At 47.0% G+C, this 23609-nt stretch carries 30 protein-coding genes; 18 read left to right on the forward strand and 12 right to left on the reverse strand.

Annotated elements, in window-relative coordinates; all coding sequences use genetic code 11:
* Positions 1-100 precede the first annotated feature (100 nt).
* From rpmF to sat, 17 genes are all read left to right on the forward strand, one after another.
* Positions 101-289: a 50S ribosomal protein L32 gene (gene rpmF / locus EYB58_RS13730; RefSeq protein WP_111956264.1), complete on the forward strand. Its 189-nt coding sequence runs from the start codon at positions 101-103 to the stop codon at positions 287-289.
* Positions 290-321: 32 nt separating this feature from the next.
* On the forward strand, positions 322-555 hold the full coding sequence (gene acpP, locus EYB58_RS13735) for an acyl carrier protein (protein WP_111956266.1): 234 nt from the start codon (positions 322-324) through the stop codon (positions 553-555).
* A gap of 24 nt (positions 556-579) precedes the next feature.
* On the forward strand, positions 580-1026 hold the full coding sequence (gene rpiB, locus EYB58_RS13740) for a ribose 5-phosphate isomerase B (RefSeq protein WP_111956268.1): 447 nt from the start codon (positions 580-582) through the stop codon (positions 1024-1026).
* A gap of 149 nt (positions 1027-1175) precedes the next feature.
* Complete coding sequence (gene glyA, locus EYB58_RS13745) at positions 1176-2423, forward strand: serine hydroxymethyltransferase (RefSeq protein WP_111956269.1); 1248 nt, start codon at positions 1176-1178, stop codon at positions 2421-2423.
* Positions 2423-2905 (forward strand): deoxycytidylate deaminase, encoded by a 483-nt coding sequence (locus EYB58_RS13750; RefSeq protein WP_111956271.1) that lies wholly within the window; start codon positions 2423-2425, stop codon positions 2903-2905. Before glyA ends, EYB58_RS13750 begins: the two co-directional genes overlap by 1 nt.
* Complete coding sequence (locus EYB58_RS24460; RefSeq protein ID WP_278186211.1) at positions 2898-3032, forward strand: hypothetical protein; 135 nt, start codon at positions 2898-2900, stop codon at positions 3030-3032. The genes EYB58_RS13750 and EYB58_RS24460 overlap by 8 nt, the downstream gene beginning before the upstream one ends.
* A gap of 68 nt (positions 3033-3100) precedes the next feature.
* The gene (gene nrdR / locus EYB58_RS13755; protein ID WP_111956273.1) at positions 3101-3610 is read left to right on the forward strand and encodes a transcriptional regulator NrdR; all 510 of its coding nucleotides are present in this window, start codon (positions 3101-3103) and stop codon (positions 3608-3610) included.
* A complete protein-coding gene (gene ribD / locus EYB58_RS13760; RefSeq protein WP_111956275.1) occupies positions 3603-4742 on the forward strand; it encodes a bifunctional diaminohydroxyphosphoribosylaminopyrimidine deaminase/5-amino-6-(5-phosphoribosylamino)uracil reductase RibD in 1140 nt (379 codons plus the stop codon). The genes nrdR and ribD overlap by 8 nt, the downstream gene beginning before the upstream one ends.
* An 18-nt stretch (positions 4743-4760) precedes the next feature.
* Complete coding sequence (locus tag EYB58_RS13765) at positions 4761-5438, forward strand: riboflavin synthase (RefSeq protein ID WP_111956277.1); 678 nt, start codon at positions 4761-4763, stop codon at positions 5436-5438.
* Between the two features lie 11 nt (positions 5439-5449).
* Entirely contained in the window at positions 5450-6655 is a 1206-nt protein-coding gene (locus EYB58_RS13770) for a bifunctional 3,4-dihydroxy-2-butanone-4-phosphate synthase/GTP cyclohydrolase II (RefSeq protein WP_111956279.1), read from the forward strand.
* Positions 6656-6666: 11 nt separating this feature from the next.
* Positions 6667-7134, forward strand: coding sequence for a 6,7-dimethyl-8-ribityllumazine synthase (gene ribH / locus EYB58_RS13775; protein ID WP_111956281.1), 468 nt, complete (start codon positions 6667-6669; stop codon positions 7132-7134).
* A 3-nt stretch (positions 7135-7137) separates the two neighbouring features.
* A complete protein-coding gene (nusB, locus tag EYB58_RS13780) occupies positions 7138-7551 on the forward strand; it encodes a transcription antitermination factor NusB (RefSeq protein ID WP_111956283.1) in 414 nt (137 codons plus the stop codon).
* 202 nt (positions 7552-7753) lie between these two features.
* Positions 7754-8374 carry an MBL fold metallo-hydrolase gene (locus EYB58_RS13785; RefSeq protein WP_111956285.1) on the forward strand — a complete coding sequence of 207 codons (621 nt, stop codon included), beginning with the start codon at positions 7754-7756 and terminating at the stop codon, positions 8372-8374.
* A 318-nt stretch (positions 8375-8692) separates the two neighbouring features.
* On the forward strand, positions 8693-8857 hold the full coding sequence (locus EYB58_RS13790; RefSeq protein ID WP_163354265.1) for a chorismate-binding protein: 165 nt from the start codon (positions 8693-8695) through the stop codon (positions 8855-8857).
* Positions 8858-9039: 182 nt separating this feature from the next.
* Complete coding sequence (locus tag EYB58_RS24465) at positions 9040-9744, forward strand: DUF1573 domain-containing protein (protein ID WP_268815256.1); 705 nt, start codon at positions 9040-9042, stop codon at positions 9742-9744.
* Positions 9745-9792: 48 nt separating this feature from the next.
* A complete protein-coding gene (locus tag EYB58_RS13800) occupies positions 9793-10434 on the forward strand; it encodes an HAD family hydrolase (protein ID WP_111956293.1) in 642 nt (213 codons plus the stop codon).
* A gap of 120 nt (positions 10435-10554) precedes the next feature.
* Positions 10555-11832, forward strand: a complete 1278-nt coding sequence (sat, locus tag EYB58_RS13805; protein ID WP_111956295.1) for a sulfate adenylyltransferase — start codon at positions 10555-10557, stop codon at positions 11830-11832.
* 778 nt (positions 11833-12610) lie between these two features.
* On the opposite strand, the gene EYB58_RS13810 is transcribed toward sat, so the two are convergent.
* The 11 genes from EYB58_RS13810 to ffh all read right to left on the reverse strand — a co-directional run bounded on the left by EYB58_RS13810 (position 12611) and on the right by ffh (position 21267).
* The gene (locus EYB58_RS13810; protein WP_111956297.1) at positions 12611-14887 is read right to left on the reverse strand and encodes an inorganic phosphate transporter; all 2277 of its coding nucleotides are present in this window, start codon (positions 14885-14887) and stop codon (positions 12611-12613) included.
* Between the two features lie 225 nt (positions 14888-15112).
* Positions 15113-15952, reverse strand: a complete 840-nt coding sequence (rsmI, locus tag EYB58_RS13815; protein WP_111956299.1) for a 16S rRNA (cytidine(1402)-2'-O)-methyltransferase — start codon at positions 15950-15952, stop codon at positions 15113-15115.
* A 2-nt stretch (positions 15953-15954) separates the two neighbouring features.
* Positions 15955-16329: a YraN family protein gene (locus tag EYB58_RS13820; RefSeq protein ID WP_111956301.1), complete on the reverse strand. Its 375-nt coding sequence runs from the start codon at positions 16327-16329 to the stop codon at positions 15955-15957.
* Entirely contained in the window at positions 16326-16952 is a 627-nt protein-coding gene (locus EYB58_RS13825) for a ribonuclease HII (RefSeq protein ID WP_242637359.1), read from the reverse strand. Before EYB58_RS13825 ends, EYB58_RS13820 begins: the two co-directional genes overlap by 4 nt.
* Positions 16945-17298 carry a 50S ribosomal protein L19 gene (gene rplS / locus EYB58_RS13830; protein WP_111956303.1) on the reverse strand — a complete coding sequence of 118 codons (354 nt, stop codon included), beginning with the start codon at positions 17296-17298 and terminating at the stop codon, positions 16945-16947. Before rplS ends, EYB58_RS13825 begins: the two co-directional genes overlap by 8 nt.
* A 116-nt stretch (positions 17299-17414) precedes the next feature.
* Positions 17415-18053, reverse strand: a complete 639-nt coding sequence (locus tag EYB58_RS13835) for an RNA methyltransferase (RefSeq protein ID WP_111956305.1) — start codon at positions 18051-18053, stop codon at positions 17415-17417.
* Complete coding sequence (gene trmD / locus EYB58_RS13840; RefSeq protein WP_111956349.1) at positions 18050-18802, reverse strand: tRNA (guanosine(37)-N1)-methyltransferase TrmD; 753 nt, start codon at positions 18800-18802, stop codon at positions 18050-18052. The genes EYB58_RS13835 and trmD overlap by 4 nt, the downstream gene beginning before the upstream one ends.
* Positions 18803-18810: 8 nt before the next feature.
* Positions 18811-19353 (reverse strand): ribosome maturation factor RimM, encoded by a 543-nt coding sequence (rimM, locus tag EYB58_RS13845; RefSeq protein ID WP_111956307.1) that lies wholly within the window; start codon positions 19351-19353, stop codon positions 18811-18813.
* Between the two features lie 4 nt (positions 19354-19357).
* Positions 19358-19588: a KH domain-containing protein gene (locus EYB58_RS13850; protein ID WP_020586850.1), complete on the reverse strand. Its 231-nt coding sequence runs from the start codon at positions 19586-19588 to the stop codon at positions 19358-19360.
* 82 nt (positions 19589-19670) lie between these two features.
* Positions 19671-19925 (reverse strand): 30S ribosomal protein S16, encoded by a 255-nt coding sequence (gene rpsP / locus EYB58_RS13855; RefSeq protein ID WP_111956309.1) that lies wholly within the window; start codon positions 19923-19925, stop codon positions 19671-19673.
* Positions 19926-19941: 16 nt separating this feature from the next.
* The gene (gene ffh, locus EYB58_RS13860; RefSeq protein WP_111956311.1) at positions 19942-21267 is read right to left on the reverse strand and encodes a signal recognition particle protein; all 1326 of its coding nucleotides are present in this window, start codon (positions 21265-21267) and stop codon (positions 19942-19944) included.
* Positions 21268-21368: 101 nt separating this feature from the next.
* On the opposite strand from ffh, the gene rlmN reads away from it, so the two are divergent.
* Positions 21369-22427, forward strand: a complete 1059-nt coding sequence (gene rlmN / locus EYB58_RS13865; protein ID WP_111956313.1) for a dual-specificity RNA methyltransferase RlmN — start codon at positions 21369-21371, stop codon at positions 22425-22427.
* A 138-nt stretch (positions 22428-22565) separates the two neighbouring features.
* On the opposite strand, the gene EYB58_RS13870 is transcribed toward rlmN, so the two are convergent.
* A complete protein-coding gene (locus EYB58_RS13870; RefSeq protein WP_111956315.1) occupies positions 22566-23576 on the reverse strand; it encodes a tRNA 4-thiouridine(8) synthase ThiI in 1011 nt (336 codons plus the stop codon).
* Positions 23577-23609 lie beyond the last annotated feature (33 nt).

Here is a 23609-nt window from a genome sequence, read left to right on the forward strand (position 1 = left end):
GTGGTTGACTTCAAATAAAAAATAGGGTAGTTAGATATGTTTTAAATTTTGGCAGGTATTAAATAAAAACCAAATAAAATAATGTAGTTAGGAGATAGTCATGGCCGTACCTAAACAGAAGAGTTCCAAAGCAAGAGGAAGAAAAAGACGTACCCATTATAAGACCAGTGCCCCCACTATAACGATATGCCCCGAGTGTCAGGAGCCCAAACTGCCCCATACTGCATGTCCTGAATGTGGAACCTACAAAGGTAGGGATGTAAAACCGGACATGGAGGTAGATGAATAGCTTTGCCGGAAAACACTTCAAGGAGTCAGAACATGACCATTGAAACCAAAGTAAGAAAAATTATTGCTGAAAAGATTCCCGGCATTGATGTTGAGGATGTGGTTCCCCAGGCTTCTCTCATCGAAGACCTTGGTGCAGATTCTCTGACCATCGTAGAGCTTATCATGTCAATGGAAGAGGTTTTTGAAATTGAAATTGATGATGATCAGGCTGAAAAATTGTCGACCGTCCAGGATATTTATGATTTCATTGCATCAAAATCATAAACAAATATAAGGGTCCGGGTAGATATGGATAAGGATAAACGAATCATCATCGGCAGTGACCATGCCGCGTTTGAATTAAAGGAAAAGATCAAGGATCTGCTCGTTGGCCTTGACTATGAGGTTGAGGATGCGGGCACCTACAGCACGACTTCGGTAAATTATGCCGATTTTGGCAAAAAGGTTGCCAAGGCAGTTTCCGACGGTACATTCGACCGAGGTATCCTTTTATGCGGTACCGGTATTGGTATGTCCATGCAGGCCAACCGATTCAAAGGCGTACGGGCTGCCCTATGTTCGGATATTTTTTCCGTAAGGATGAGCCGGCAGCACAATGATGCCAATATTTTGGTCATGGGTGGTCGTGTGATCGGTGACATTCTTGCCTTTGAACTGGTCAGGGAGTGGCTTGACACTCCCTTTGAAGGCGGTCGCCATCTGGACCGTATCCTTTCCCTGGATGAAGTTGGGTAAAATCGGTTAAGAATAGATGAGAATATCGGCCGACATATTTTAAACAGGTTGCATCATGCTTGTTATTTCCCCTTTAATAAAAGTCTAATTACTTGAAATAGAAATAAAAAGGGCTGTGTTGTCAAACTATGCCAACGCGCGATTGAATTATGCAAAATATACAATTTATCAAATCTTGTGATCCTGAAATTGCCTCAGTTATTGATAGTGAATACAGTCGGCAGGAGTACGGGCTGAATCTCATCGCTTCGGAAAATACGGTGAGCCGGGCAGTCATGGAAGCCCAAGGCTCCATCATGACCAATAAATATGCTGAAGGATATCCGGGAAAACGTTATTATGGCGGGTGCCAGTACATGGATCAGGCGGAAAATCTGGCTATTGAACGGGTAAAAAAGCTGTTTGGTGTGGAATTTGCTAATGTTCAGCCCCATTCCGGATCCCAGGCGAATATGGCGGCTTACCTTGCCGTGCTCTCGCCAGGGGACGGGATCCTGGCCATGGATCTTTCCCATGGCGGTCATTTAACCCACGGCGCAGGGGTGAGCTTTTCCGGTCGTTTGTTCAATTTTTCCCATTATGGTTTAAATCCGGAAACCGAGACCATTGATTTGAATCAGGTTGAAGACTTGGCCCGGGCAAATAAGCCTAAAATGATTGTGGCAGGAGCTTCCGCCTACCCTAGAACCATTGATTTTAAGGGCTTTTCTGAAATTGCCAAAGCTTGCGGCGCGCTTTTTTTGGTGGATATGGCCCATATTGCAGGACTTGTCGCTGCAGGTGTACATCCCACGCCTGTGGGATACGCAGATATTATCACCTCCACCACCCATAAAACCCTTCGCGGTCCCAGGGGCGGACTGATTCTCTCCAGCGCCGAGCTGGGCAAAAAAATCAATTCCCAGATTTTTCCCGGTATCCAGGGCGGTCCTTTGATGCATGTTATTACGGCCAAGGCCGTGGCCTTTAAAGAGGCATTGTTGCCCGAGTTTACTGAATATCAGAAACAGGTGATAAAAAATGCCGCCGTTCTGGCAAAGGTACTCATGGAAAGGGGCTACAAACTGGTGTCCAATGGTACGGACAATCACATGGTCCTGGTGGACTTTTCCGGGCGGGATATCACCGGAAAAGATGCTGAAGATCGTTTGGGCAGGGCGAATATTACAGTGAATAAAAATACCGTACCCAATGAAAAACGAAGCCCCTTTGTTACCTCTGGTGTGCGGATTGGCGTGCCGTTGATCACTTCCCGGGGAATGAATGAGGATGCCGTGGGCGCTGTAGCCGGATTTATTTGCGATGTGCTGGATGACGAGGCCAATGTTCCTAGTGTTGCCGTCAAGGTTAAAGAACTGTGCACCCAGTATCCTTTATATGAAAATGCTGCCAGCTGATGGACCCTGTTCCCCCAGATTCCGTAAATGCCGTTGGTGATGGCCGTCCCTCTTGGAACGAATATTTCATGGCCATCACAGACCTTGTGGCCTCCAGGGCCACCTGTCTTCGGCGAAAAGTGGGTGCCGTGCTGGTTAAGGATAAACGCATTTTATGCTCGGGTTATAACGGCGCGCCTTCCCAAATTCCCCATTGCATTCAAACCGGTTGCCTGCGGGAACAGCTCAAGGTACCTTCCGGGGAAAAACACGAGCTTTGCCGGGGCGTTCATGCTGAACAGAATGTGATCATCCAGGCGGCCTACCACGGAATAGCTGTTGCCGGTGCCACACTTTACTGCACCACCCAGCCTTGTTCCATTTGCGCCAAGATGATTATTAACGCCGGGATTAAAAAAGTATATTTCAAGGAGGGATACGACGATCCCCTCTCTTTGGAAATGTTTGCCCAGGCCGGGGTGGAATTGATCCAACTTGATTGATAAAAGAAAAGAACGGTTTTCCATCGTTCATACAATAGTGCCTGCACAAAAAATTGTGTTTGGACGTAAAGTTGCCCAGGTGCAAGGCGCAGAAAAATTTGTAACCGGAGCAACCTTATGGTTGTGAGGATTGCAAATCTTTTTTGCAACGTCGCAGATGGGTCACTTTACGTTCAAACACCATAAGAGGCTGATATGAAGTGCCCTTATTGTGGTAACCCAAATACCCGAGTGGTGGATTCACGGCCGGGCAAAATTGAGTTCGAGGTCCGGCGCAGAAGAGAGTGCCAGGCGTGTGACCAGCGTTTCACCACCTATGAACGCGTGGAACAGGTCCCTGTCATGATCGTTAAAAAAGACAATCGCCGAGAGGAGTTTGACAGGGAAAAAGTGATGCGTGGCATTCAAAAAGCCTGTGAAAAACGGGCCATCAGCGTCAACCAGATTGAGCAGATTGTGGATGAGATTGAACGGGACCTGCAGGAAGGCCGGGACCGGGAAGTGTCTGCCAAAGCGGTGGGCGAGAAAATTATCAATGCACTCAAGGATCTGGATGATGTGGCTTATGTCCGGTTCGCTTCCGTGTATCGGGAGTTCAAGGATGTGACGGATTTTATCCAGGAACTTGAAAGTCTGATTCATAAGGAGCATCGATCCACAGATGCCGAGCCGGGTATGGAAGGCCCTGTCAAGACTGATGAGTGACTCGGATTATATGGCAAGGGCTTTGGAGCTTGCAGCCCGGGGCAAAGGATATACCTCTCCCAATCCCTGTGTCGGTGCCGTGGTGGTGAAAAACGGTCAGATTATTGGCCAGGGTTTTCATCCCAAAGCAGGAGGTCCCCATGCAGAGGTGGTGGCCATTGATGATGCCGCAGTAAGAAATCCTGAAAAGTTAGTCGATTCCACCATCTACGTAACCCTTGAACCTTGCAACCATTTTGGAAAAACCCCCCCATGCACCCATAAAATTCTTAAGGCAGGTATTTCACGAGTTGTGGTGGCCTGCGAAGATCCCAATCCCAATGTTGCGGGGGGCGGAATTGACTTTTTGAGGGAAAAAGGCCTTGAGGTTGTATCAGGGCTTATGGAACAAGAGGCCTTGACCTTGATCGAAGACTTTGTCTGGAATGTTCAGAACGACAAAACGCCCTTTGTCACCTTGAAATGTGCTGCCACCCTTGATGGATATATTGCCACCAGGACTGGGGATTCCCAGTGGATCACCTCTCGCGCATCCCGAAAATTCGGCCACGTATTGCGTCATCAAAATGATGCTATTCTTATCGGTTCCGGCACCCTGCATGGGGATGACCCGTCCTTAACCGCCAGAATTGATGAGAAACAGGCTCTCGATCCTGCCCGGATAATTCTGGATACCCGTTTGAGTATTCAAGAAAATGCCAAGGTTGTGGTTCAAGAATCAAGCGCCCCTACCATCATTGTTACCGGTCCAGGCTGTGATCCAGGAAAAATTCAGCGCTTCAAAGACAAGGGTGTACAGGTTCTTGAATGCCGAGTCGTGGAAAATTTGCTTGATTTAAATGACCTGATGATTAAGTTGAGAAAACTGTCCATCACAAGTCTTCTCATTGAAGGCGGGGGGCGTGTGGCAGCATCGGCTCTGGCCGCAGGGATTGTTAACAAGATCTGCTATTTTCTTGCCCCCAAGATTATGGGCGGAAATGACGGCATCCCAGTGTTCAACGGATCGGGGCCTGAAAAGATAAAGGACGTGTTTGAACTGGTCCGGGTCACTACCCGGCAGTTCGGCTCAGATACCTTGGTTACAGGCTATATTGAACCCCGGAATAGGCCGGTTAGTAATGGAATATAATTTGGTGGGAGATGACTTTTGTTTACTGGGATCATAGAAAGTCTGGGCACCATTCGGCGCATTGAAACCCATGGAGAAGGCAAGATTTTGGTGATTGCCTGTGACCTGGATCTTTCCGGTACGGGGATAGGGGATTCCATTGCCGTAAATGGGGCCTGCCTGACCGCAGTAAGCCTTGGCAAAGGTCAGTTCAAGGTGGACATGGCACCGGAAACTGTGTATCGCACCACATTTGGTTCCGTTGGACCCGGCGCCCGGGTCAATATTGAACGGGCGCTGAAGTTGTCTGACCGCATAGATGGGCATCTGGTATCGGGCCACATAGACGGTACAGGTGTGATTTCAAAAATTGAGACCCGGAGCAATGCCATCATATATGATATCCAGGTGCCGGAAAACCTTGCCGATGAGATGATAGAAAAAGGCTCAGTGGCCATTGACGGGATCAGTCTAACCATCAACCAATGCCGGCAAAACGGTTTTTCGGTAAGTATCATTCCCCATACCGCAAAAATTACAACAATAGGGTTTAAAAACGTAGGGGACCAAGTCAATATTGAGACGGATATGCTGGGAAAATATGTGAAAAAATTTTTATCAGGGCAGGGGAAAAGCACCAAGAGTGCTAACGACGCCGGCGCTGATGCCGACTTGGACATCAGTATGTCACTTCTTGCCCGGAACGGATTCTTGTAAAGGATAATAAAATGCCGCATTTGACAATTAAACAGGCGATCGAAGATATAAAAAAGGGAAAAATGGTCATCCTGGTGGATGACGAGGACAGGGAGAACGAAGGCGATCTGACCATGGCGGCCGAGGCCGTAACCCCTGAAACCATCAATTTTATGGCTACTTATGGCCGCGGGCTGATATGTCTGTCCCTTGATTCAAGTATTGCAGATAAGCTTGACCTTCCCATGATGGTTGAGCACAACACTTCTCAGTACGGTACGGGGTTTACGGTTTCCATTGAGGCCAAACAAGGTGTGACCACAGGCATTTCAGCCGCAGATCGGGCCACCACTATTTTGACAGCAGTGGATGATGAGACCGGACCCCAGGATATTGCAAGACCTGGCCATATTTTTCCTTTGCGGGCCCGGGACGGCGGGGTTATGGCGCGCATCGGCCAGACGGAAGGCTCTGTGGATCTGGCACGCCTGGCAGGGCTCAAGCCCGCTGGCGTCATCTGTGAAATCATGGATGATGACGGAACCATGGCCCGGATGCCTTCCCTTGAAAAATTTGCTAAAAAGCACGGCATCGGCATCTGCACGGTGGCGGATCTTGTTACATACCGTTTAAAAACAGAAAGTTTTGTGAAACGGGCAGCCGAAACCGTTATTCCCACCCGGGTGGGCGGTGAATTCAAAATCATTGCCTATGAGAATGATCTGGACAATCTTACCCACATTGCCCTGGTTAAGGGTGAAATTGATCCGGAAAAGGAGATTCTGGTGCGGGTGCATTCCGAATGCATGACCGGTGATATTTTTTCTTCTTTGCGTTGTGACTGCCAGGATCAGCTCCGCAAGGCAATGGAAATGGTGGATGAAGAAGGGTCCGGCGTTATTCTATATTTGCGCCAGGAGGGACGGGGTATCGGCCTTGTTAATAAATTAAAAGCCTATGAATACCAACGCCAGGGATTGGATACGGTCCAGGCCAATGAAAAACTTGGATTTTCGGCTGACCTGCGTGATTATGGTGTTGGGGCCCAGATGCTGGTGGATCTGGGCGTGCGTAAAATGCGTCTGCTGACCAACAATCCGAAAAAGATGGTGGGGCTTCAAGGCTACGGCCTAAGCGTTGTGGAGCAGGTGCCCATTGAAGTGGCGCCTAATCCCTATAACAAGGGGTATTTGAAGTGTAAGCAGGCCAAGATGGGTCATCTACTACATATAAAATAAGGAAAATAAATATGCCTCAGATAATTGAAGCCAATTTGAATGCCAAGGGCAAAACATTTGGTATTATTGCCGCAAGATTTAATGATTTTATTGTAGATAAGCTTGTGTCAGGCGCTTTGGATTGTCTTATCAGAAGCGGTGCACAGGATCAGGATATTACCATTGTCAAGGTCCCTGGTGCCTTTGAAATCCCTTTGGCAGCAGCCAAAATGGCTGCCTTTAAAAAATATGACGCCATTATCTGTTTAGGTGCCGTGATCCGCGGGGCCACAACCCATTATGACTATGTGTGTGCCGAAGTATCCAAGGGAATTGCTTCCGTCAGCCTTGAGGCTAAAGTGCCGGTGATGTTTGGTATTCTTACCACTGAAACCATTGAGCAGGCCATTGAACGTGCCGGTACAAAATCTGGAAACAAGGGCTTTGATGTGGCCTTGGGCGCCGTTGAAATGGCAAACTTATGCAAAAATATGGAATAGAGCATGGGTGACAGGCGCAAATCCCGGGAATTGGCTCTGCAGGCCCTGTTTGCTTTGGATCTTAATAAATTTGATACCCGATTGCAAATGGATGATTTCCTTGAACAGCACGGGGAAGATTTAAGTGAGTCCACACGTCTTTTTTTTCAAACGCTTGTGGATGGAGTGCTGGGGAACCGAGAAAAAATAGATACGCTTTTGGATCAATGGGCGAAGAATTGGAAGATTTCCCGTATGCCGGCAGTGGACAGAAATATTATGCGTATTGCCGTATTTGAGATGCTTAATTTGTCGGATATCCCGTCATCGGTATCCATTAATGAGGCGGTGGAAATCGGTAAAAAATTCGGCACCCGGGATTCCGGGCCGTTCATCAACGGTGTACTGGACAGGATTCGAGTTCAGTATGAGTCCTAAGGACCTCAGATTAAATAACTTGAACGAAATAGCTTGCCTTTTAGCCCATCTACTTCGTTGCATCAAAGGCCAAATCCAAATAGGCCTGCCTGCTATTCAACCTTTAATGCGCCTTGTAGATGAACCAAAATTAGGCGTTATTTCTGCCCAACTTATTTAAGTTGCGGTCCTAAGCTATGATGTGAAGAACAAGGAGGATGTTTTGATTATACATAAACTTGAAGTCGGTCCTATCATGGCAAACTGCTATATTGTAGGGTGTGAAGATACAAAGCAGGCCGCTGTCATTGATCCGGGCGATGATGCAGACCGGATACTCATGACCCTTGCCAAGGCTGAATTGAAGGTAAAATATTTGATCAACACCCATGGTCATTTTGATCATGTTGGGGCAAACAAGAGAATGAAGGATGCCACCGCTGCTCAAATTGCCATTCATCCAGAAGATGAACCCATGCTCTTGGACCTGGCTAATCATGCTGCCATGTTCGGTCTTGGGGCAGAAAATTCTCCGCCTGCCGATATTTATCTCAAGGACGGCGATACAATTACCTTTGGCAATATTACCTTTGAAGTGATTCACACCCCGGGGCATTCACCTGGGGGCATCTGTCTTTATACGCCTGGTCATCTGTTTGTCGGAGATACACTTTTTATGGGCTCAATCGGCCGTACCGACCTTCCCGGGGGCGATTATGACACTCTGATTTCCTCCATAAAGACCAAATTGCTGAATTTGGACGAAAAGACCATTGTCTATCCCGGACATGGCCCTGATAGCACCATTGGCAATGAAAAGCGGATGAACCCCTTTCTCAGATAATATCTGAAACTTTTTTTGTCCCGGATCACCGATATTGTGATCCGGGGTTTAAATTTTGATCTGTCATTTGAGCATGCTACTGCCTGATTTTCCAGCAGGAGGGTTAGGTGGTGCTTTTGTCCGGATTTGATCCGGACTGTGCCCGATATCATATCCTTACCACCGATTCCTGATTGATAATAAAAACAACCCGGAATACCTGTCAGCCGTTTCATAAATTATTGAGCATTCCAGACAAGGGTGTATTTACCAGGCCAATCTGTCACAGCGTTTTGAAACCGGTTTCAGCGGCGCAAGGCCTATTCTCTGTTTTTAAAGTTGTTCAAAAAGAATCCAACCCCCTTTGTCTCATTTGTCCAGGGTGGGAACTGCCAGAGGGGCTCCACTTCGTCCGAGCGCTTTTTCAAAGTTGAAAATCAGACTGTTGAAATACGGCTCATCAAGGGAACCATTGCCCGGGGATCCTGTCACCGGTTGCCCTAAGATCCGATCTATGTACATTATTGAAGCGCCCGAACCTGTAAGCGGCATGTGTATACCGATTCCATCTTTATTCTCACCTATGTACCCTGATTTCTGTCTACTATATCATGGGCAGCCTTGAATTTAAGTGTTGAATAGGCTATTTTTTCTACTCGTTGCTAAAATATAAATGGATTCAAAAAATGAAATACATTAAGTTTATAATAATTTTTGTATGTCTGTTTTTTTTTGCAGAGCCGGTTTATGTATGTGCGGGGCCGATTGCTCTGCCTATGGCCCCCGCATTTGAGTTTGAGCCTGTGTTAGAAGGAGAGCGTTTAACTCATGATTTTATAATAAAAAATCAGGGAGATGCCCCCCTGAATATTACCGGGGTTCGTCCTCCTTGAGGCTGTGACAAAAAAGCCTATGACAGGCAGATTCCCCCGGGCGGGGAAGGAAAAATCACCATTGGCGTTAACACCGCAGGGTATGGCGGACGTGAGTTGATTAAAAACATTTTGGTCAAAACTGATGATCCTAAAAATAAGAAATTTTATTTGAAAATTGCCGGCAAAGTTCAAGAGATCATCAAGGTCAGTCCCAGCACCGTGAACCTGAGCGGAACTCCCGGCCGGACTTTAAGTGCAGTGGTCACAATCGAACCGGTGCAGAAGGATGAATTAAAGATCCTTGGCATGACGCTTAAGTATAATAAGCAGATAAAGGCTGAGCTGATTAAGCCAGGCCAGGGGAAAAAGAACTGGCAGGTCCGGGTTTCCTGTTATTCTGACCGTTCTGCCGATATTTATGATTTTATTACACTGACAACAGACAATCCCAATAAATCGCATTTGAGAATTAGGATATATGCCCTTTTTGAAGAGGCAGAGCCTATTAACGAATGATTCAAGGATATATCGAAATTAATAAATAGCTCCAAGGAATTTAACAGAATGGATACAGCAGGAATTAAGGCCGTTGTGTTTGACTGCGACGGTGTCATGTTTGATACGGCCCAGGCCAACCGTAAATTTTACAACGAGATTTTGGCTAATTTTAACAAACCATCCCTTGACGATGAGCAGTTTGAAAACATTCATATGATGACGGTAAAGGCTGCTGTTGAATATCTTTTTCCGGAAATGGATGAACACCGGCCGGTATACGAGATGATTACAACTATCGGCTATGCCTCCGTGATCCCCTTGATGCTGATGGAACCGGGCCTGATAGAGTTGCTTGACGCCATAAAGCTGGCCGGTTGGGTGCGCGGTGTGGCTACAAACCGAACAAATACCATGGGAAGTGTACTTATTGAACATAAACTGAAAAAATCATTTGATATTATTGTCACGGCATCTGATGTGGCCAATCCCAAACCCTTTCCCGATCAACTGGAAAAAATTATGGGTGCCTATGCACTGCTGCCTCGGCAGATTGTGTTCATCGGGGATTCCATATTCGATAAAAAAGCGGCTGAAGCGGCCGGAACCTGGTTCATTGCGTTTAAACAGCCCGGGCTTAAAGCCCATGCCCATGCAGTATCCATGGGTGAGGTAGGAGAACTATTAAAGTTACGCAAATATAATTCTTGACAAATCATCGAATCATCATTAAATCTTACAAGATTTTTAAATAAAATTGAAGTCAGGTGCCGGGTCAAGGCATTTGACACCTATAATGGAAGTTAACCATAGATAAGGAGACTGACGTATATGTCTAAATTAGTTGCACCCCATGGCGGGAAAGGTCTTGTATGCTGCAAGCTTGAAGGCGCAGAACTGGAAGCTGAACTGAAAAAAGCTGCTGGTCTGAAAAAAATTGAAATTTCTTCCCAGGTTAAAGGCGACTTGATCATGCTGGGTATCGGCGGTTTCTCTCCGCTGAACGGTTTTATGACCAAGGCTGACTGGAAAGGCGTTTGCGAAGACTTCCTGCTGGCTGACGGTACTTTCTGGCCGGTTCCCGTTATGCTCGACGCTGCTGCCGATGCTGCCGCAGACATCAATGTTGGCGATGAAATCACCCTGGAAAGAAATGGTGAAATTTTTGCCACAATGAAGATCGAAGAAAAATTCGAAATGACCGAAGACGATAAAAAATGGGAATGTGAGAAAGTCTACAAAGGTCATGGCGAAGAGTCTCAAGATGATGTATTCTGGAAAATTGCCATGGAAGATCATCCCGGCGTTCAGATGGTTATGGCTAGAAAAGAATTCTGCCTGGCAGGTCCTGTAAAAGTTCTTTCCGAAGGTGAATTCCCCGAAAAATTTAAAGGTGTTTACCTGACACCTAAAGAAACCCGGGCTATCATGGATGAAAAAGGCTGGGCCAACGTTGCCTCCATGCAGCTGAGAAACCCCATGCACAGGTCCCATGAGCATCTGTGCAAGATCGCCCTTGACGTATGCGACGGCGTCCTAATTCATTCCCTGATCGGTAACCTGAAACCCGGTGACATCCCCGCAGACGTACGTATCAAATGCATTGATACTCTGATCAAGGGTTATTTTGTTCCCGAGCATGTTATTAACGCTGGATATCCCTTGGACATGAGATATGCCGGCCCCCGTGAAGCCCTGCTGCATGCCACCTTCCGTCAGAACTACGGTGTTAACAAAATGATCATCGGTCGTGACCATGCCGGCGTTGGTGACTTCTACACCCTGTTCGAAGCACAGGAAATCTTTGATACCATCCCCATGCCTGAAGATGACGGAAAACGCCTGCTGTGCGAACCGCTGAAGATTGACTGGACTTTCTACTGCTACAAATGCGACGGCATGGCTTCCATGAGAACCTGCCCCCATGGCAAGGATGATCGTGTTATCCTCTCCGGCACCAAACTGCGTCACGCCCTGTCCAACAACCAGCCTGTTGTTGATCACTTTGGCCGTGAAGAAGTTCTCGTTATCCTTAGAGAATACTATGCCAGCCTGACCGAAAAGGTTGAAGTAAAACTGCAGAGCCATGCAGAAGGTACCAAGATGTAAGTGAAGGTTTTTCCTTAGCTGACATCCGTTTTATGATGTAAATTAAAGCGGCCCTTTCCTGATTATAGGAACGGGCCGCTTTTGCGTTTATCAATTGCCAACGCCCTTGAATTTTGACCTTAAAAAGGTAAGGACTATATATTTGGAAGCTCTAACAGGGTGTTAAGTTACTTTTATTCTTTGTTGTGGGGTGAGTCTGGGTGTCGATAAACCAGGTCAATCCGTGGCTGTATATAGAAGATTGTTTATCATCCCTTCTCCTTAAGGACCGCATATTAAATAACTTGAACGAAATAGTTTGCCTTTTGGCCCATCTACTTCGTTGGATCAACGGCCCAATAGACATGCTATTCAACCTTTAATGCGCCTTGGCGATGGCTTTGATACTTTTGATAACTCTGCGGTTACTCAGTTGGAGAAGACCCTCTTAATGGTCTGAACCTGATCAGACGCCTTTGGCAAGGGGACAAACCTTTCAAAAAAAATCTTCAGCAAAAAAAAATTGCCTCGTCTGGTACCGCTCAATTATTTAAAGATACCCGGATTGGTAAAAATATGAATCAGTATCGACAGCGTTTGATTCGCAATTTTCGGTGTGAATACCATTTATATGTCATGAAGTGGAATGTGACATCTCAAGCCGTTCCATGAACAATTTTTTAGGCGGGCGGGCTTGCCATCGGATTTTGTTCCGATGCTGAAAAAACAGTAGCCTTAATCCGGTTTAAGTTCGATTTATAAAAGATTTACCTCATCCTGATTCACTGAAAAAAAAGAATCAATCTAAGTGCAAGTTTCTGCAGGCATTGGTACCGTCTTTTGAAGGTAGCGCCTCATTAAATATTTCAAGTAGCTTAACGGTTTGTTTGGCCATCATGACGCAATTGCCGGAAATAGCATAGTACATGATGCTCAGACGGGTTTTTGAGGATTCTTCCCTGATTCTGGCAATCTGATTGGCATTGTATTCATCCACAAGATCCCTTAGATAGTGGAACCTTGCAGCAATGTGGTTACAGTCCACAATATCCTTTTTATTGAATGCGATTTCCACCTGCTCAAGAATGTAAAGAATTTCAGTTTTGATCTCCTTGAGTTCCTCAATCTGGGCAGGTAAAAGTCCTTTGTGCCGATTGGCCACATGCATGGTGGATCTGATTACTATATCTCTGTACCCGTCGTTAAGTTTTTGGAGACGCCGGATAATTTGGTAATAGTTGAACGAACCTTTGTGATCCCCACGCTGCAGGAGCCGTAACACTTTAAAAATATTGGCAATGATTATATTGCTACGCACCTGGAATTGCTTGACCTTTCTGCGATGTTCCCTTAAGGTGTCCAAATCTTCTTGAAACAGCGCATCAAACGCGGTTCCTAAAGAGACTCTCATGTCTTGAAGATGAAGGGCAATGTGGTCAAACGTTGCTGAAACAGAAGACTGGAAATCTTCCACCTTTTCAAGGTGGTAAATGGTGATCTCCTCTTTGGTTTTTTCAGTGCCTTCGTGGTGCTTTTTGTTTCTGCGGATCATGAAAAATACAAAAATCATCAGACAGACCACGCCGGGCATTTTAAAATAATAGATGATATTGGCGCTGATAAAAGAGGCCACAAAGGCAATCAGCGCGGTCATAAACCAGCCGCCTATAACTGTTAAAACGCCGGTGACACGGTATACGGCGCTTTCTCTGCCCCAGGCCTGGTCTGAAAAGGAGGACCCCATGGCGACCATAAACGTCACATAGGTGGTGGACAAAGGCAGTTTTAAGGATGTGGCCATGGAGACCACGGCAGATGCCACCATTAGATTCACAGACGCACGCAGCAGATCAAAGGAGGGCTTTTTCCTGCCCTCAAAATGACAGTCTTCGGGGGTCGGGCAGATTCTTCTGGCCACAACTCTGCCGATGACGGGCGGTACGATGGCTTTGACAGAAGTGAAAAGGCTGTGGAACAGATTGACAATACGCCTGGACAGCCAAACAGATTCAAACCGCTCCATACCTTCATCCTGCTGGCCCAGGCTGATTTCTGTTTCAGACACAGTCCTTGCCTTGCGTGATACCCACAGGGTTGTCACCATGATGGCGCCTGCAATGAGCATGACACCGGTCTGGGTGTGAACTTTTCCCCCCAGTGCGGCCATGGTGATGTTCATGGGATCAGATGAGGCCAGCGCTGTTTTAAAGGCATTCAAGCCAGCTAAGGGCACACCGATAAAATTGACAAGATCGTTGGCTGCAAAGGCCATGGCCAAAGCAAACGTACCCACAAGGACAATGGGTTTAAGAATATTTACTTTGAATACGCTGATGAGAATTTGAAGGATGATGGCTGATATTACGAAAATACCGCCCATGATAATAAAAGAGTGGCTCTTTACCCATGTCACCATATGTGGATCCATGAATGTGACCCCTTTGGCCCCTTTTACAAGGATGAAAAAGGTAATCACGGTAAGAGCCAGACCACCCCATAGCGCGCCGTAATACTTCAGCCTCTTTTCATAATTAAAGGTGAAAATAAGTCTGGATATAAATTGAACTATTGCACCCGAAGCAAATGCTACGATAATGGATAATAATATCCCAAATACGATTGTGATGGCTTTGCTCGAGTTAATATAGTCCAAGAGCCCAAGCCCCGAATCGGCATGGGCTGCAAGTTTTATTATGGACAGGGCCACGGCAGACCCGAGCAGCTCAAATACAATGGATACCGTTGTGGAGGTGGGCAGGCCATATGTGTTGAAAAGATCTAAAAGCAGGACGTCCGTAATCATCACAGCCAGAAATATTGTCAGAAGTTCGGGCATGGTAAAAAATTCGGGATGAAAAATACCTTTCCGGGCAACTTCCATCATACCTGCAGAAAAAGTAACGCCGGTCAGAATCCCGACACTGGCAATAATCATAATTATTTTAAAGGGTGCTGCCTTTGATCCGATGGAGGAGTTTAAAAAATTAACCGCATCATTGGTAACCCCAACAATCAGATCAAAAATTGCAAACAGGAGCAGCATCGCTACAATGACATAGCATATTTCAATGCTCATGATAGTTTTATTTCCTTTGTGAAAATTGGATATATACGGGCCGGAGTACGCCAGTTCATGTTATCAAAATTGTAACCTTAACATTATTCTCATGTTTTGTTAATATTTTGCTTCTTTATAAGGCTTTTGACCCTGATTTGGCAAGGGGTTTATCAACCTGCAAAGAGGCGTATCTGTTTTGTGTCTTGTCTATGGTGGTTTAAGGCAGGTGGATGGTAACGATGCTTAAGAACGGTTTTTCAGAGCTAAAATCATGTCGTAAACCCTTGGCTTAGGGCAGTTTGCCAATCCGGCTATTTTTTTTGCAAGTTCACTGGTCCGCTTATTCTGATTCAGACCTTCTATGATCATGGTTTGCATCTGTTCTGCAGATAAACCGATAGGTTGTTCGTCCTCTCCTTTAATAAACAGGACGCATTCGCCTTTGATGGTTTCCCTACTTTCAAGGGTAGATAGAAGAACGGATAAAGGACCACGGATAAACTCCTCATACTGTTTTGTCAATTCCCTGGCAAGACAGGCCTGGCGGTCACCAAATGCGTCTATGGCCGAAGATATCAGCCGAATAACGCGCCGGGGAGATTCATAAAATATCAGGGTGGCCTTATGATGGGCGGTATCATTGAGAAAGGTGTTCAGTCGGCCCTGTTTTCTAGGCGGAAAGCCCAAGAAGACAAACGTGTCGGTGGGCAGACCGGATGCACTCAATCCGGTAATCGCAGCATTGCATCCGGGAACCGGAACAATGGGAATACCCTTTTCTCCGGCCTGGGAAACCAGGCGGTAACCGGGGTCTGAAATTAAAGGCGTGCCTGCATCGCTGATTAAGGCGATGGTGGCTCCCTTCTCAAGCCGCTGGATCAGGTCATGGGCTTTTACGGCTTCATTGTGCTCATGGCAGGCGATTGTGGGGGTTGTGATGCCGTAATGACCCAGTAATTTTTTGGAATGACGAGTGTCCTCGGCTGCAATCAGGTCCACTTCCTTTAGGATGCGTACCGCCCGGAATGTCATATCCTCAAGGTTGCCTAAAGGCGTTGCTACAATATAAAGCGTGCCGACCATTGTTAACATCCTTGAAAGGCATTGGGTATCACAGTGATATCACAGGCCGTGTGTGAACTATCCTTGTATAGCACTTCTACCACATCAAATCGCAGCCGGGTGTTGGTTATTTTATTCAGGCTCAGATAGTACTGGGCACCCATGATAATTTTTTTCTGCTTGGCTATTGTAACACCTTCCCGGGGCAAACCTTTCTTAACGCCTGTCCGGGTTTTTACTTCAATAAAGCACAAGGTCTCGTTGTCATTTGCAATGATATCGATTTCAAACAGTGGGGTTGAATAATTGGATTCCAATACTTTATAGCCCCGGGACAAAAGGAACTGCCGGGCAGCTATTTCTCCCTTTTTGCCGAGCTGTTTTCCGCTAAGGCTCATATATCTTTTACACCCTTGAAACTTTTACGATGAACAGGGCAGGGACCATGGGTCAGGATCGCCTCTTTATGGGCTTTGGTTGGATATCCTTTATGGCGCTTAAGGCCGTATTCGGGATATTGTAAATCAAGCTCTGCCATGATCCGGTCCCGTGTAACCTTGGCTATAATAGAGGCCGCTGCAATGGACAGACTTAACGCGTCTCCTTTTATAACGGACCGCTGGTCAATGGTGCTGTTTATTGTAAATTTGCCGTCAATGAGCAGATAATCCGGTCTAACCTGCAGGTCTTCAACCGCCCGTTTCATGGAGAGCAGAGATGCCTGCAAAATATTAATTCGGTCAATTTCCTCATGGTCGGCCATGCCTATACCAAAGGCAATGGCATGGTTTTGGATCACTGGAAAAAGTGTCTCTCTTTTTTTTTCGGAAAGCTTTTTAGAATCATTGATGCCCGGAACATCAAAACTATCAGGCAGCACCACCGCCGCAGATACGACGGGGCCGGCAAGGGGTCCCCTGCCGGCCTCATCAACACCTGCAATTACTTTATATCCGCTCAACATAGCCTGTTTTTCAAAGGCCAGCATGTCGGCTGAAAAGCTGCCTCGGATATCAGGCAAAGCGTTTTTCTTTGATTCTTGCAGCTTTGCCGCGCAGATTTCTCAAATAGTAAAGTTTGGATCGTCTTATCCGTCCCCGGGTGACCACTTCAACTTTGTCAATGGCCGGAGAAAACAGAGGGAAAATTCTTTCAACGCCGACGCCACCTGAAATTTTTCTAACGGTGAACCGGGCGCTGGAAAGGCCTTTGGTCTTTTTGATAACCACGCCCTGGAAAACCTGGATACGTTCCTTTTCACCTTCTCTGATTTTTACATGAACCTTTACGGTATCCCCGGAATCGAAATTCGGAATGTCAAGGCGCATCTGTTCTTTCTCAATCTTTTGGATTAGGTTTACTGTCATGTTTTGTTCCTTCTATTTTTTATATGAAAGTCACAATAAATTTTTGAATTGTTGTTGTTTCTTTGCTGTGGGTTGCCTCTGGCTGGTGATAGGCCAGATTCGCCCATGCTGTTCTTTCAGCCATTTATTAATCTGTCTAAATATATGGACGCTGCAGACCTGACGCTTAAGTGATTATATGATCCTGACCCCTGTATGGGTTCAAGGATATGGTCACACTGCTTGATCACTTCCGGTGCCAGCCCCCATGCCGTGCCAAAAACAAGCACATGGGGGGCATGAGCCTTCAATTCCTGCCCAAGCTTTCTGCAACTGCGTGTGACGCCATCGCTGTTGGCGCTGGTAGCAACTTTTACCACGGCCTGCCCCTGTTCATTTTCTATATCAGTGCAGACGGCTTTAAATGTATCCGCTACCCTCACCCGTTCAAGGGCAGATTTTCGTGCCGGATTAACCCTTCCTCCATGGCCATGGGTCCAGTGGTCCATAATCTGGAAGGCCAGGGTTCTCTGGTCTTCATAGGGGGTGACCACATAATAGGCCTTTACCCCAAATGTCCGGCCTGCCCTGGCAATGTCATGCAGATCCATGTTGGTCAGAGCTGATCCTATGATCTGCCCATTTTTATTGACCACTGGGTAGTGGATTAGTGCCAGGTAAAGATTTAGTGCCACGGGATCCTTGCTTAAATTCAGATCTTTGGTGTTGCGTTGATCATTTTGTTCATCGCTTGAACTCGCTATAGGTGAACTCATTTATGGATCAACGCCTCAAGTTCCCGGCACCACTGCCGCAAAATTTCTTTTTCTTCATTATCCGGCGTCCGGGTTTCAAACAGGTCCGGGCGCTTGATAAAGGTTCGTTCCAGAGCAGAGCGCCTGCGCCACTGCCGTATCTTTTCATGGTTCCCGGACAAGAGCAGCCCGGGCACGGTCATGTCCTCATATACCTCGGGCCGGGTGTACTGGGCATATTCCAGGCGGTTGTCCATAAACGATTCACACTGGGATGATTCATTGCTCCCAAGAACCCCGGGGATCATTCTGGCAACAGCATCAATCACTGCCATGGCAGCAATTTCTCCGCCGGTCATCACAAAATCCCCCACGCAGATCTCTTCATCGACCTGGCGGGTATATACCCGCTCGTCAATCCCCTCGTATCGGCCACAGATCAGAATAAGGTCCTGCCTGGATGTGGCGAGTTCACAGGCCCGGGCCTGGGTAAAGGGCCTGCCCTGGGGGCTTAAACACACCACCCGAGGACTGCTGGACATCAGCCTGGCAGAATCAATTGCCTTTTCCAACGGCCCCGGCATCATTACCATGCCGCTTCCCCCGCCGTAGGGGCGATCATCCACGCTGTTATGCCGATCGGAAGCAAAATCCCGGATATTGATGCTGTCCGCGCTGATAACCTCCCGCTTCAAAGCCCTGGCCATGATGCCGTTCGTAAAAAAAGCCTCCATAAATTCCGGAAACAGTGTCAGTACGGTAAACTTCATGGGCAAAATCAGTCCGTGATAAACCCTTCGGGCAACTCGGTTGTAATCACACCGGTGTCAAGGTTTACATCTTTGACAAATGCTGCATTCATAGGGATTAACACTTCCTGTTTTCCCTGGGGCGTTTTATCCGTAACAACCAGGATATCATCTGCGCCTGTGGGAAAAAGCTGGGCTACTTTTCCAAGTTTCCCTTCACAGGTATCCACAACCGTCAATCCGATCAGATCCTGCCAGTACCAGGTATCTTCATCCAGGTCCGGCAGGTTGGTTTTATCAACCAGGACAAGTTTTCCCACAAGGCCTTCCGAGGCTTCCCGGGTACTGACCCCTTCAAGAGTTAACAGCACTCCCTTTTTATACCTGCCGGTTTTAATTATTATATATTCCCGACCAAGGTCCTGGGGATCCCCCTCATTTTTGAGCACCACGGCAAGCCCTTGGGTAAACGTGTCAGGCGACTGAGCCCAAGACCACACTTTTAGATTTCCCCCAAGGCCGTGAACGCCCGTGATCTTGCCGATGGTCAGCCAGGTGTCCGAACATTCCATGGAACTACTCGATGATTTCCAGTACCGTGCGTTTTTTCATCTTTGTGGCCGCGGCACTTAGGATTGTTCTCATGGCCCTGGCTGATCTGCCCTGTTTACCGATAACCTTGCCGAGGTCTTCCTTTGCCACCTTGAGTTCAAGCACGGAAGTCTGGTCACCTGTTACTTCAGATACCTGAACCTCATCGGGATTGTCTACCAATGCCTTTGCTAAATACTCAATCAGCTCTTTCATAAAAACGTCTCCTAATCAATGACATAAGGGCCCGGCTGTTTTCAAGGCGTATCCAGCGGTTTTATCCTTATTAAGGGTGTCCTTAGGCAGAAACGCTTTGCGCGCTCTGTTTTTTAAGGATACTTTTTACTGTTGTAGTGGGTATTGCACCCTGTTCCAGCCAGAACTGAACCCGGTCTTGTTTCAGATTGATAACGGCAGGATCCTGCATGGGGTCATAGGTGCCGACGGCTTCAAGAAACTTGCCGTCCCTGGGTGCCTCAATATCAGCGGCAACGATTCTATAAAAGGGTTTCTTTTTGGTGCCTTTACGGGTAAGTCTGAGTTTTACAGCCATAGTCTTTGTCGTCTCCTTAGAATGGAAGCATACTCCGAAGAGAATTCATGCCGCCTTTATTAAATTTTTTCATCATTTTCATGGACTGGGTGTAGCTTTTAAGCAGTTTATTCACATCCTGAATCGATGTTCCCGAACCAAGGGCAATCCGTCTTTTGCGGGACGCTTTTATGATTGCATGTTTGGTTCGTTCCTCCGGGGTCATGGAGTTAATAATTGCCTCTATTTTTATAAATTCTTTATCGTTAATGTTCAAATCTTTGAGCATCTTTTTATTTACCCCGGGCAGCATGCCTAAAAGATCCTTTATGGATCCCATTTTGCGAACCTGCTGCATTTGATTTTTAAAATCTTCCAGGGTAAATTGATTTTTTCTAAACTTCTTTTCAAGGGCCTTGGCCTCTTTTTGGTCAACCGCTTCAACTGCCTTTTCAATAAAAGACAGGGTGTCTCCCATGCCAAGAATCCTAGAAGACATGCGGTCCGGATGAAAGGGCTCAAGTGCCGTGTTTTTTTCACCCACACCGATGAATTTTAAGGGCTTGCCGGTCACCGCTTTGATGGACAGTGCCGCCCCGCCTCGTGCATCACCGTCCATTTTGGTCAGCACAAAACCGGAAATATCCAGCCGTTTGTCAAATTCACCGGCAATGTTCACCGCATCCTGGCCGGTCATGGCATCTGCCACCAGAAGTGTTTCTGCCGGGTTGATGCCCTTCTTGATATCTTCAAGCTCGGCCATGAGCGTATCATCCAGATGCAACCGCCCTGCAGTGTCAATGAGCAGGGTGTCGCAGCCAAGGTCTCTTGCGGCAAGCTTTGCATCCTGGCAAATCTTGAGCGGCTTCATGTCGGTTGTGGATGCAAATACCGGCACATCCATCTGTTTTCCCAGCTTGGTCAGCTGATCTATGGCGGCCGGGCGGTATACATCCACAGGCACAAGATAGGGCTTTCTGCCGATTTTACGCAGAAAATGCGCCAGCTTGCCTGCGGTGGTTGTCTTGCCGGAGCCCTGCAACCCCACCAGCATGATGGACGTTGCCCCGGTGGCGGCAAAGCTCAGTTCCTGGTGGGTGGAACCCATCATTTTTGTAAATTCTTCATTTACAATCTTGATGACCTGCTGGCCCGGGGTCAGGCTTTGCATAACCTCCTGCCCAAGGGCTCGGGCCTTTATATCTGAAATGACATTTTTTGCAACCTTATAATTGACATCGGCTTCCAGAAGTGCCAACCTGACCTGTTTTAAGCCGTCTTCAATGTTGTTCTCGGTAAGGGTCCCGTGTCCTTTAAGTTTTTTAAAAACAGAATCCAGCCGGTCGCTTAAATTGTCAAACATGTGCAAGATAACCTTTTTGTCAGTATCAAATCAAATCATTGAATTTAAAAAATAATCCGTGTAATGTCAAGAAAATAATATAAAATATGCAGGTGTGTAGAATGAAGGATATACTGGATTTTACCCGGCAGGATCTGGGTGAATGGTTTGAAAATAGGGAGATACGGCGTTTTAGGGCTGACCAGGTGTTCAAGTGGCTCTACCTGAAACTTGCAGGCAGTTTTGAAGAGATGACTGACTTGGGCAAGGCTCTGCGGGAGGAATTGGCCGAGCATTTTTGCCTTGGAACCCTAAAGCTGGAAAACATGGAAACTTCTGTTGATACCACGAAGAAGTTTTTGCACCGGATGGCAGACGGGGAGTATGTGGAAAGCGTACTCATACCCGAAAAAGACCATTATACCCTTTGTGTGTCTACCCAGGCCGGATGTGCCATGAACTGTAAGTTTTGCCTGACTGCCAAGACCGGGTTTAAAAGAAACCTGACCATGGGAGAGATTGTGGGCCAGATCAGGGATGCACGCCGTTATGTGGTCCAGCAGGGTATAGAGCCTTTGTCCCTTTCAAATATAGTGTTCATGGGGATGGGTGAGCCTTTGGCCAATTATGATAACCTTTTGCGCAGCCTTGGTGTGATTTTTGATACGGATTTCGGGATGAAATTTTCATCTCGAAAGGTAACGGTTTCCACCTCCGGCATTGCCCCTAAAATCGTTCAGCTGGGCCTTGATACCGAAGTCAATCTTGCCGTGTCGCTTAATGCCACGGACAATGACCTGCGTTCAAGCCTGATGCCGATAAACCATACCTGGCCCATTGAGGCATTGCTGGCGGCCTGCAAAAAATTTGAAATGAAGCCCAGGAACAAAATTACCTTTGAGTATATTCTGATGAGCGGAGTCAATGACAGTGATGGTCATGCACATGACCTGGCCCGCCTGCTTGCCCCCATTCGCGCAAAAGTGAATCTTATTCCGTTTAACGAGCATGCCAAAGCACCCTTTAAAAGGCCTTCACGGGAGCGGATCGATGCTTTTTTGACCATTCTTTTAGACCGGAATATGACCGCCATTGTCAGGAAAAGCAAGGGAGGGGATATTTCTGCGGCCTGCGGGCAGCTCAAGGCAGCCCGGATGAATGATATCTCATCGAACTCTTAATCGTGCCCCTGCTCGTTTTCTAAACAACAGAAGAAAATAGTTTCCATGATAGTCGGATTACTTAAAAAGAATATGCCGGACAGAATTTGTGAATCACAAGCAGACCATGAATTCGAGCAAGAAAAGGGGCAGGGGGGGTCAGGGTGTTTGTATTAACAGGTTATGAAATGCGTCTGATTCAGGCGTGACAACCTCTATCTGTCTTGTTTCCTGTTTTTGAAAAACACTAATAGTAGTCAACGTACCGGCAGATGCTTTGGTGTATCCGGATGTGATTGTGGCTGCCAGGTGCAGGGCGGTCTCGTCGGTCTGACCGAAAACCAGGGAGTCCGGGCCGGGCAGGTGGGTGCAGCGGAGTCGGATGTGGGTTTTGGGGTCATAGAGAGTGATGATCCGTTTGTTCTCTGCCTTATTTCTTCCCACCACAAGTTTGGATCTGCTGTCCAGGCGGAAGTGCCGACCGTGTTTGAGTAGGTGTAGCTGGGTTTTATCTTCTGTCTTCTGGATATATAAAAGATCTCTTAGCCGCTGGGAAAACCCCTTGTCCGTGAGTAGGCATCCCCCGGCCGGAGAGGGGTATTCCGTGATGCCGTATTTTTCAGCCAGGGCGGCCTGGGGCTTTCTGCTCCGGCCGCTGAAGGACAGAAGGCGACTTCTGTCCACCAGACCCTTTTGTTCGGCAATGGTCTCAGGCAGTAGCCCCGCACTTAGCGGACGAAGAATCAGGCCGTCAAAACCACAATGCTTTTCAACATAGCGCAGGGAACTTTTCGTTTGGGATTTTGGTCGCTGTCCGGCGACCTCACCTGAAAACAAAAAATCAGCCCCTGTTTGTGCCATCATGGCGCCTGCCTTGGCAAACATCAGTGTATGGCAGTCCATGCAGGGGTTCATATTTTTGCCGAAACCTGCTTTGGGGGCTTTTATCATTTGCATGTAGTCATCTGTGATGTCTTTTACAATCAAGGGAATCCCGGTCTGCTTCGAGGCTTTTTGGGCAGCCTTGGCATCAAAAAAGGGTGTTTCAAAACTGATCCAGGTCACATCAATGCCCTGGTCCTTGAGTATGAGGGCTGCCAGCATGCTGTCAAGCCCGCCTGAACAAAGGCCTAAAGCTTTGACCTGTCTTGTGGTTTTAATAGAGTTCATATATATCTTTTAAGTTATGGAACAGGTATCCAA

Source organism: Desulfobacter hydrogenophilus, assembly GCF_004319545.1.
Lineage (GTDB): Bacteria > Desulfobacterota > Desulfobacteria > Desulfobacterales > Desulfobacteraceae > Desulfobacter > Desulfobacter hydrogenophilus.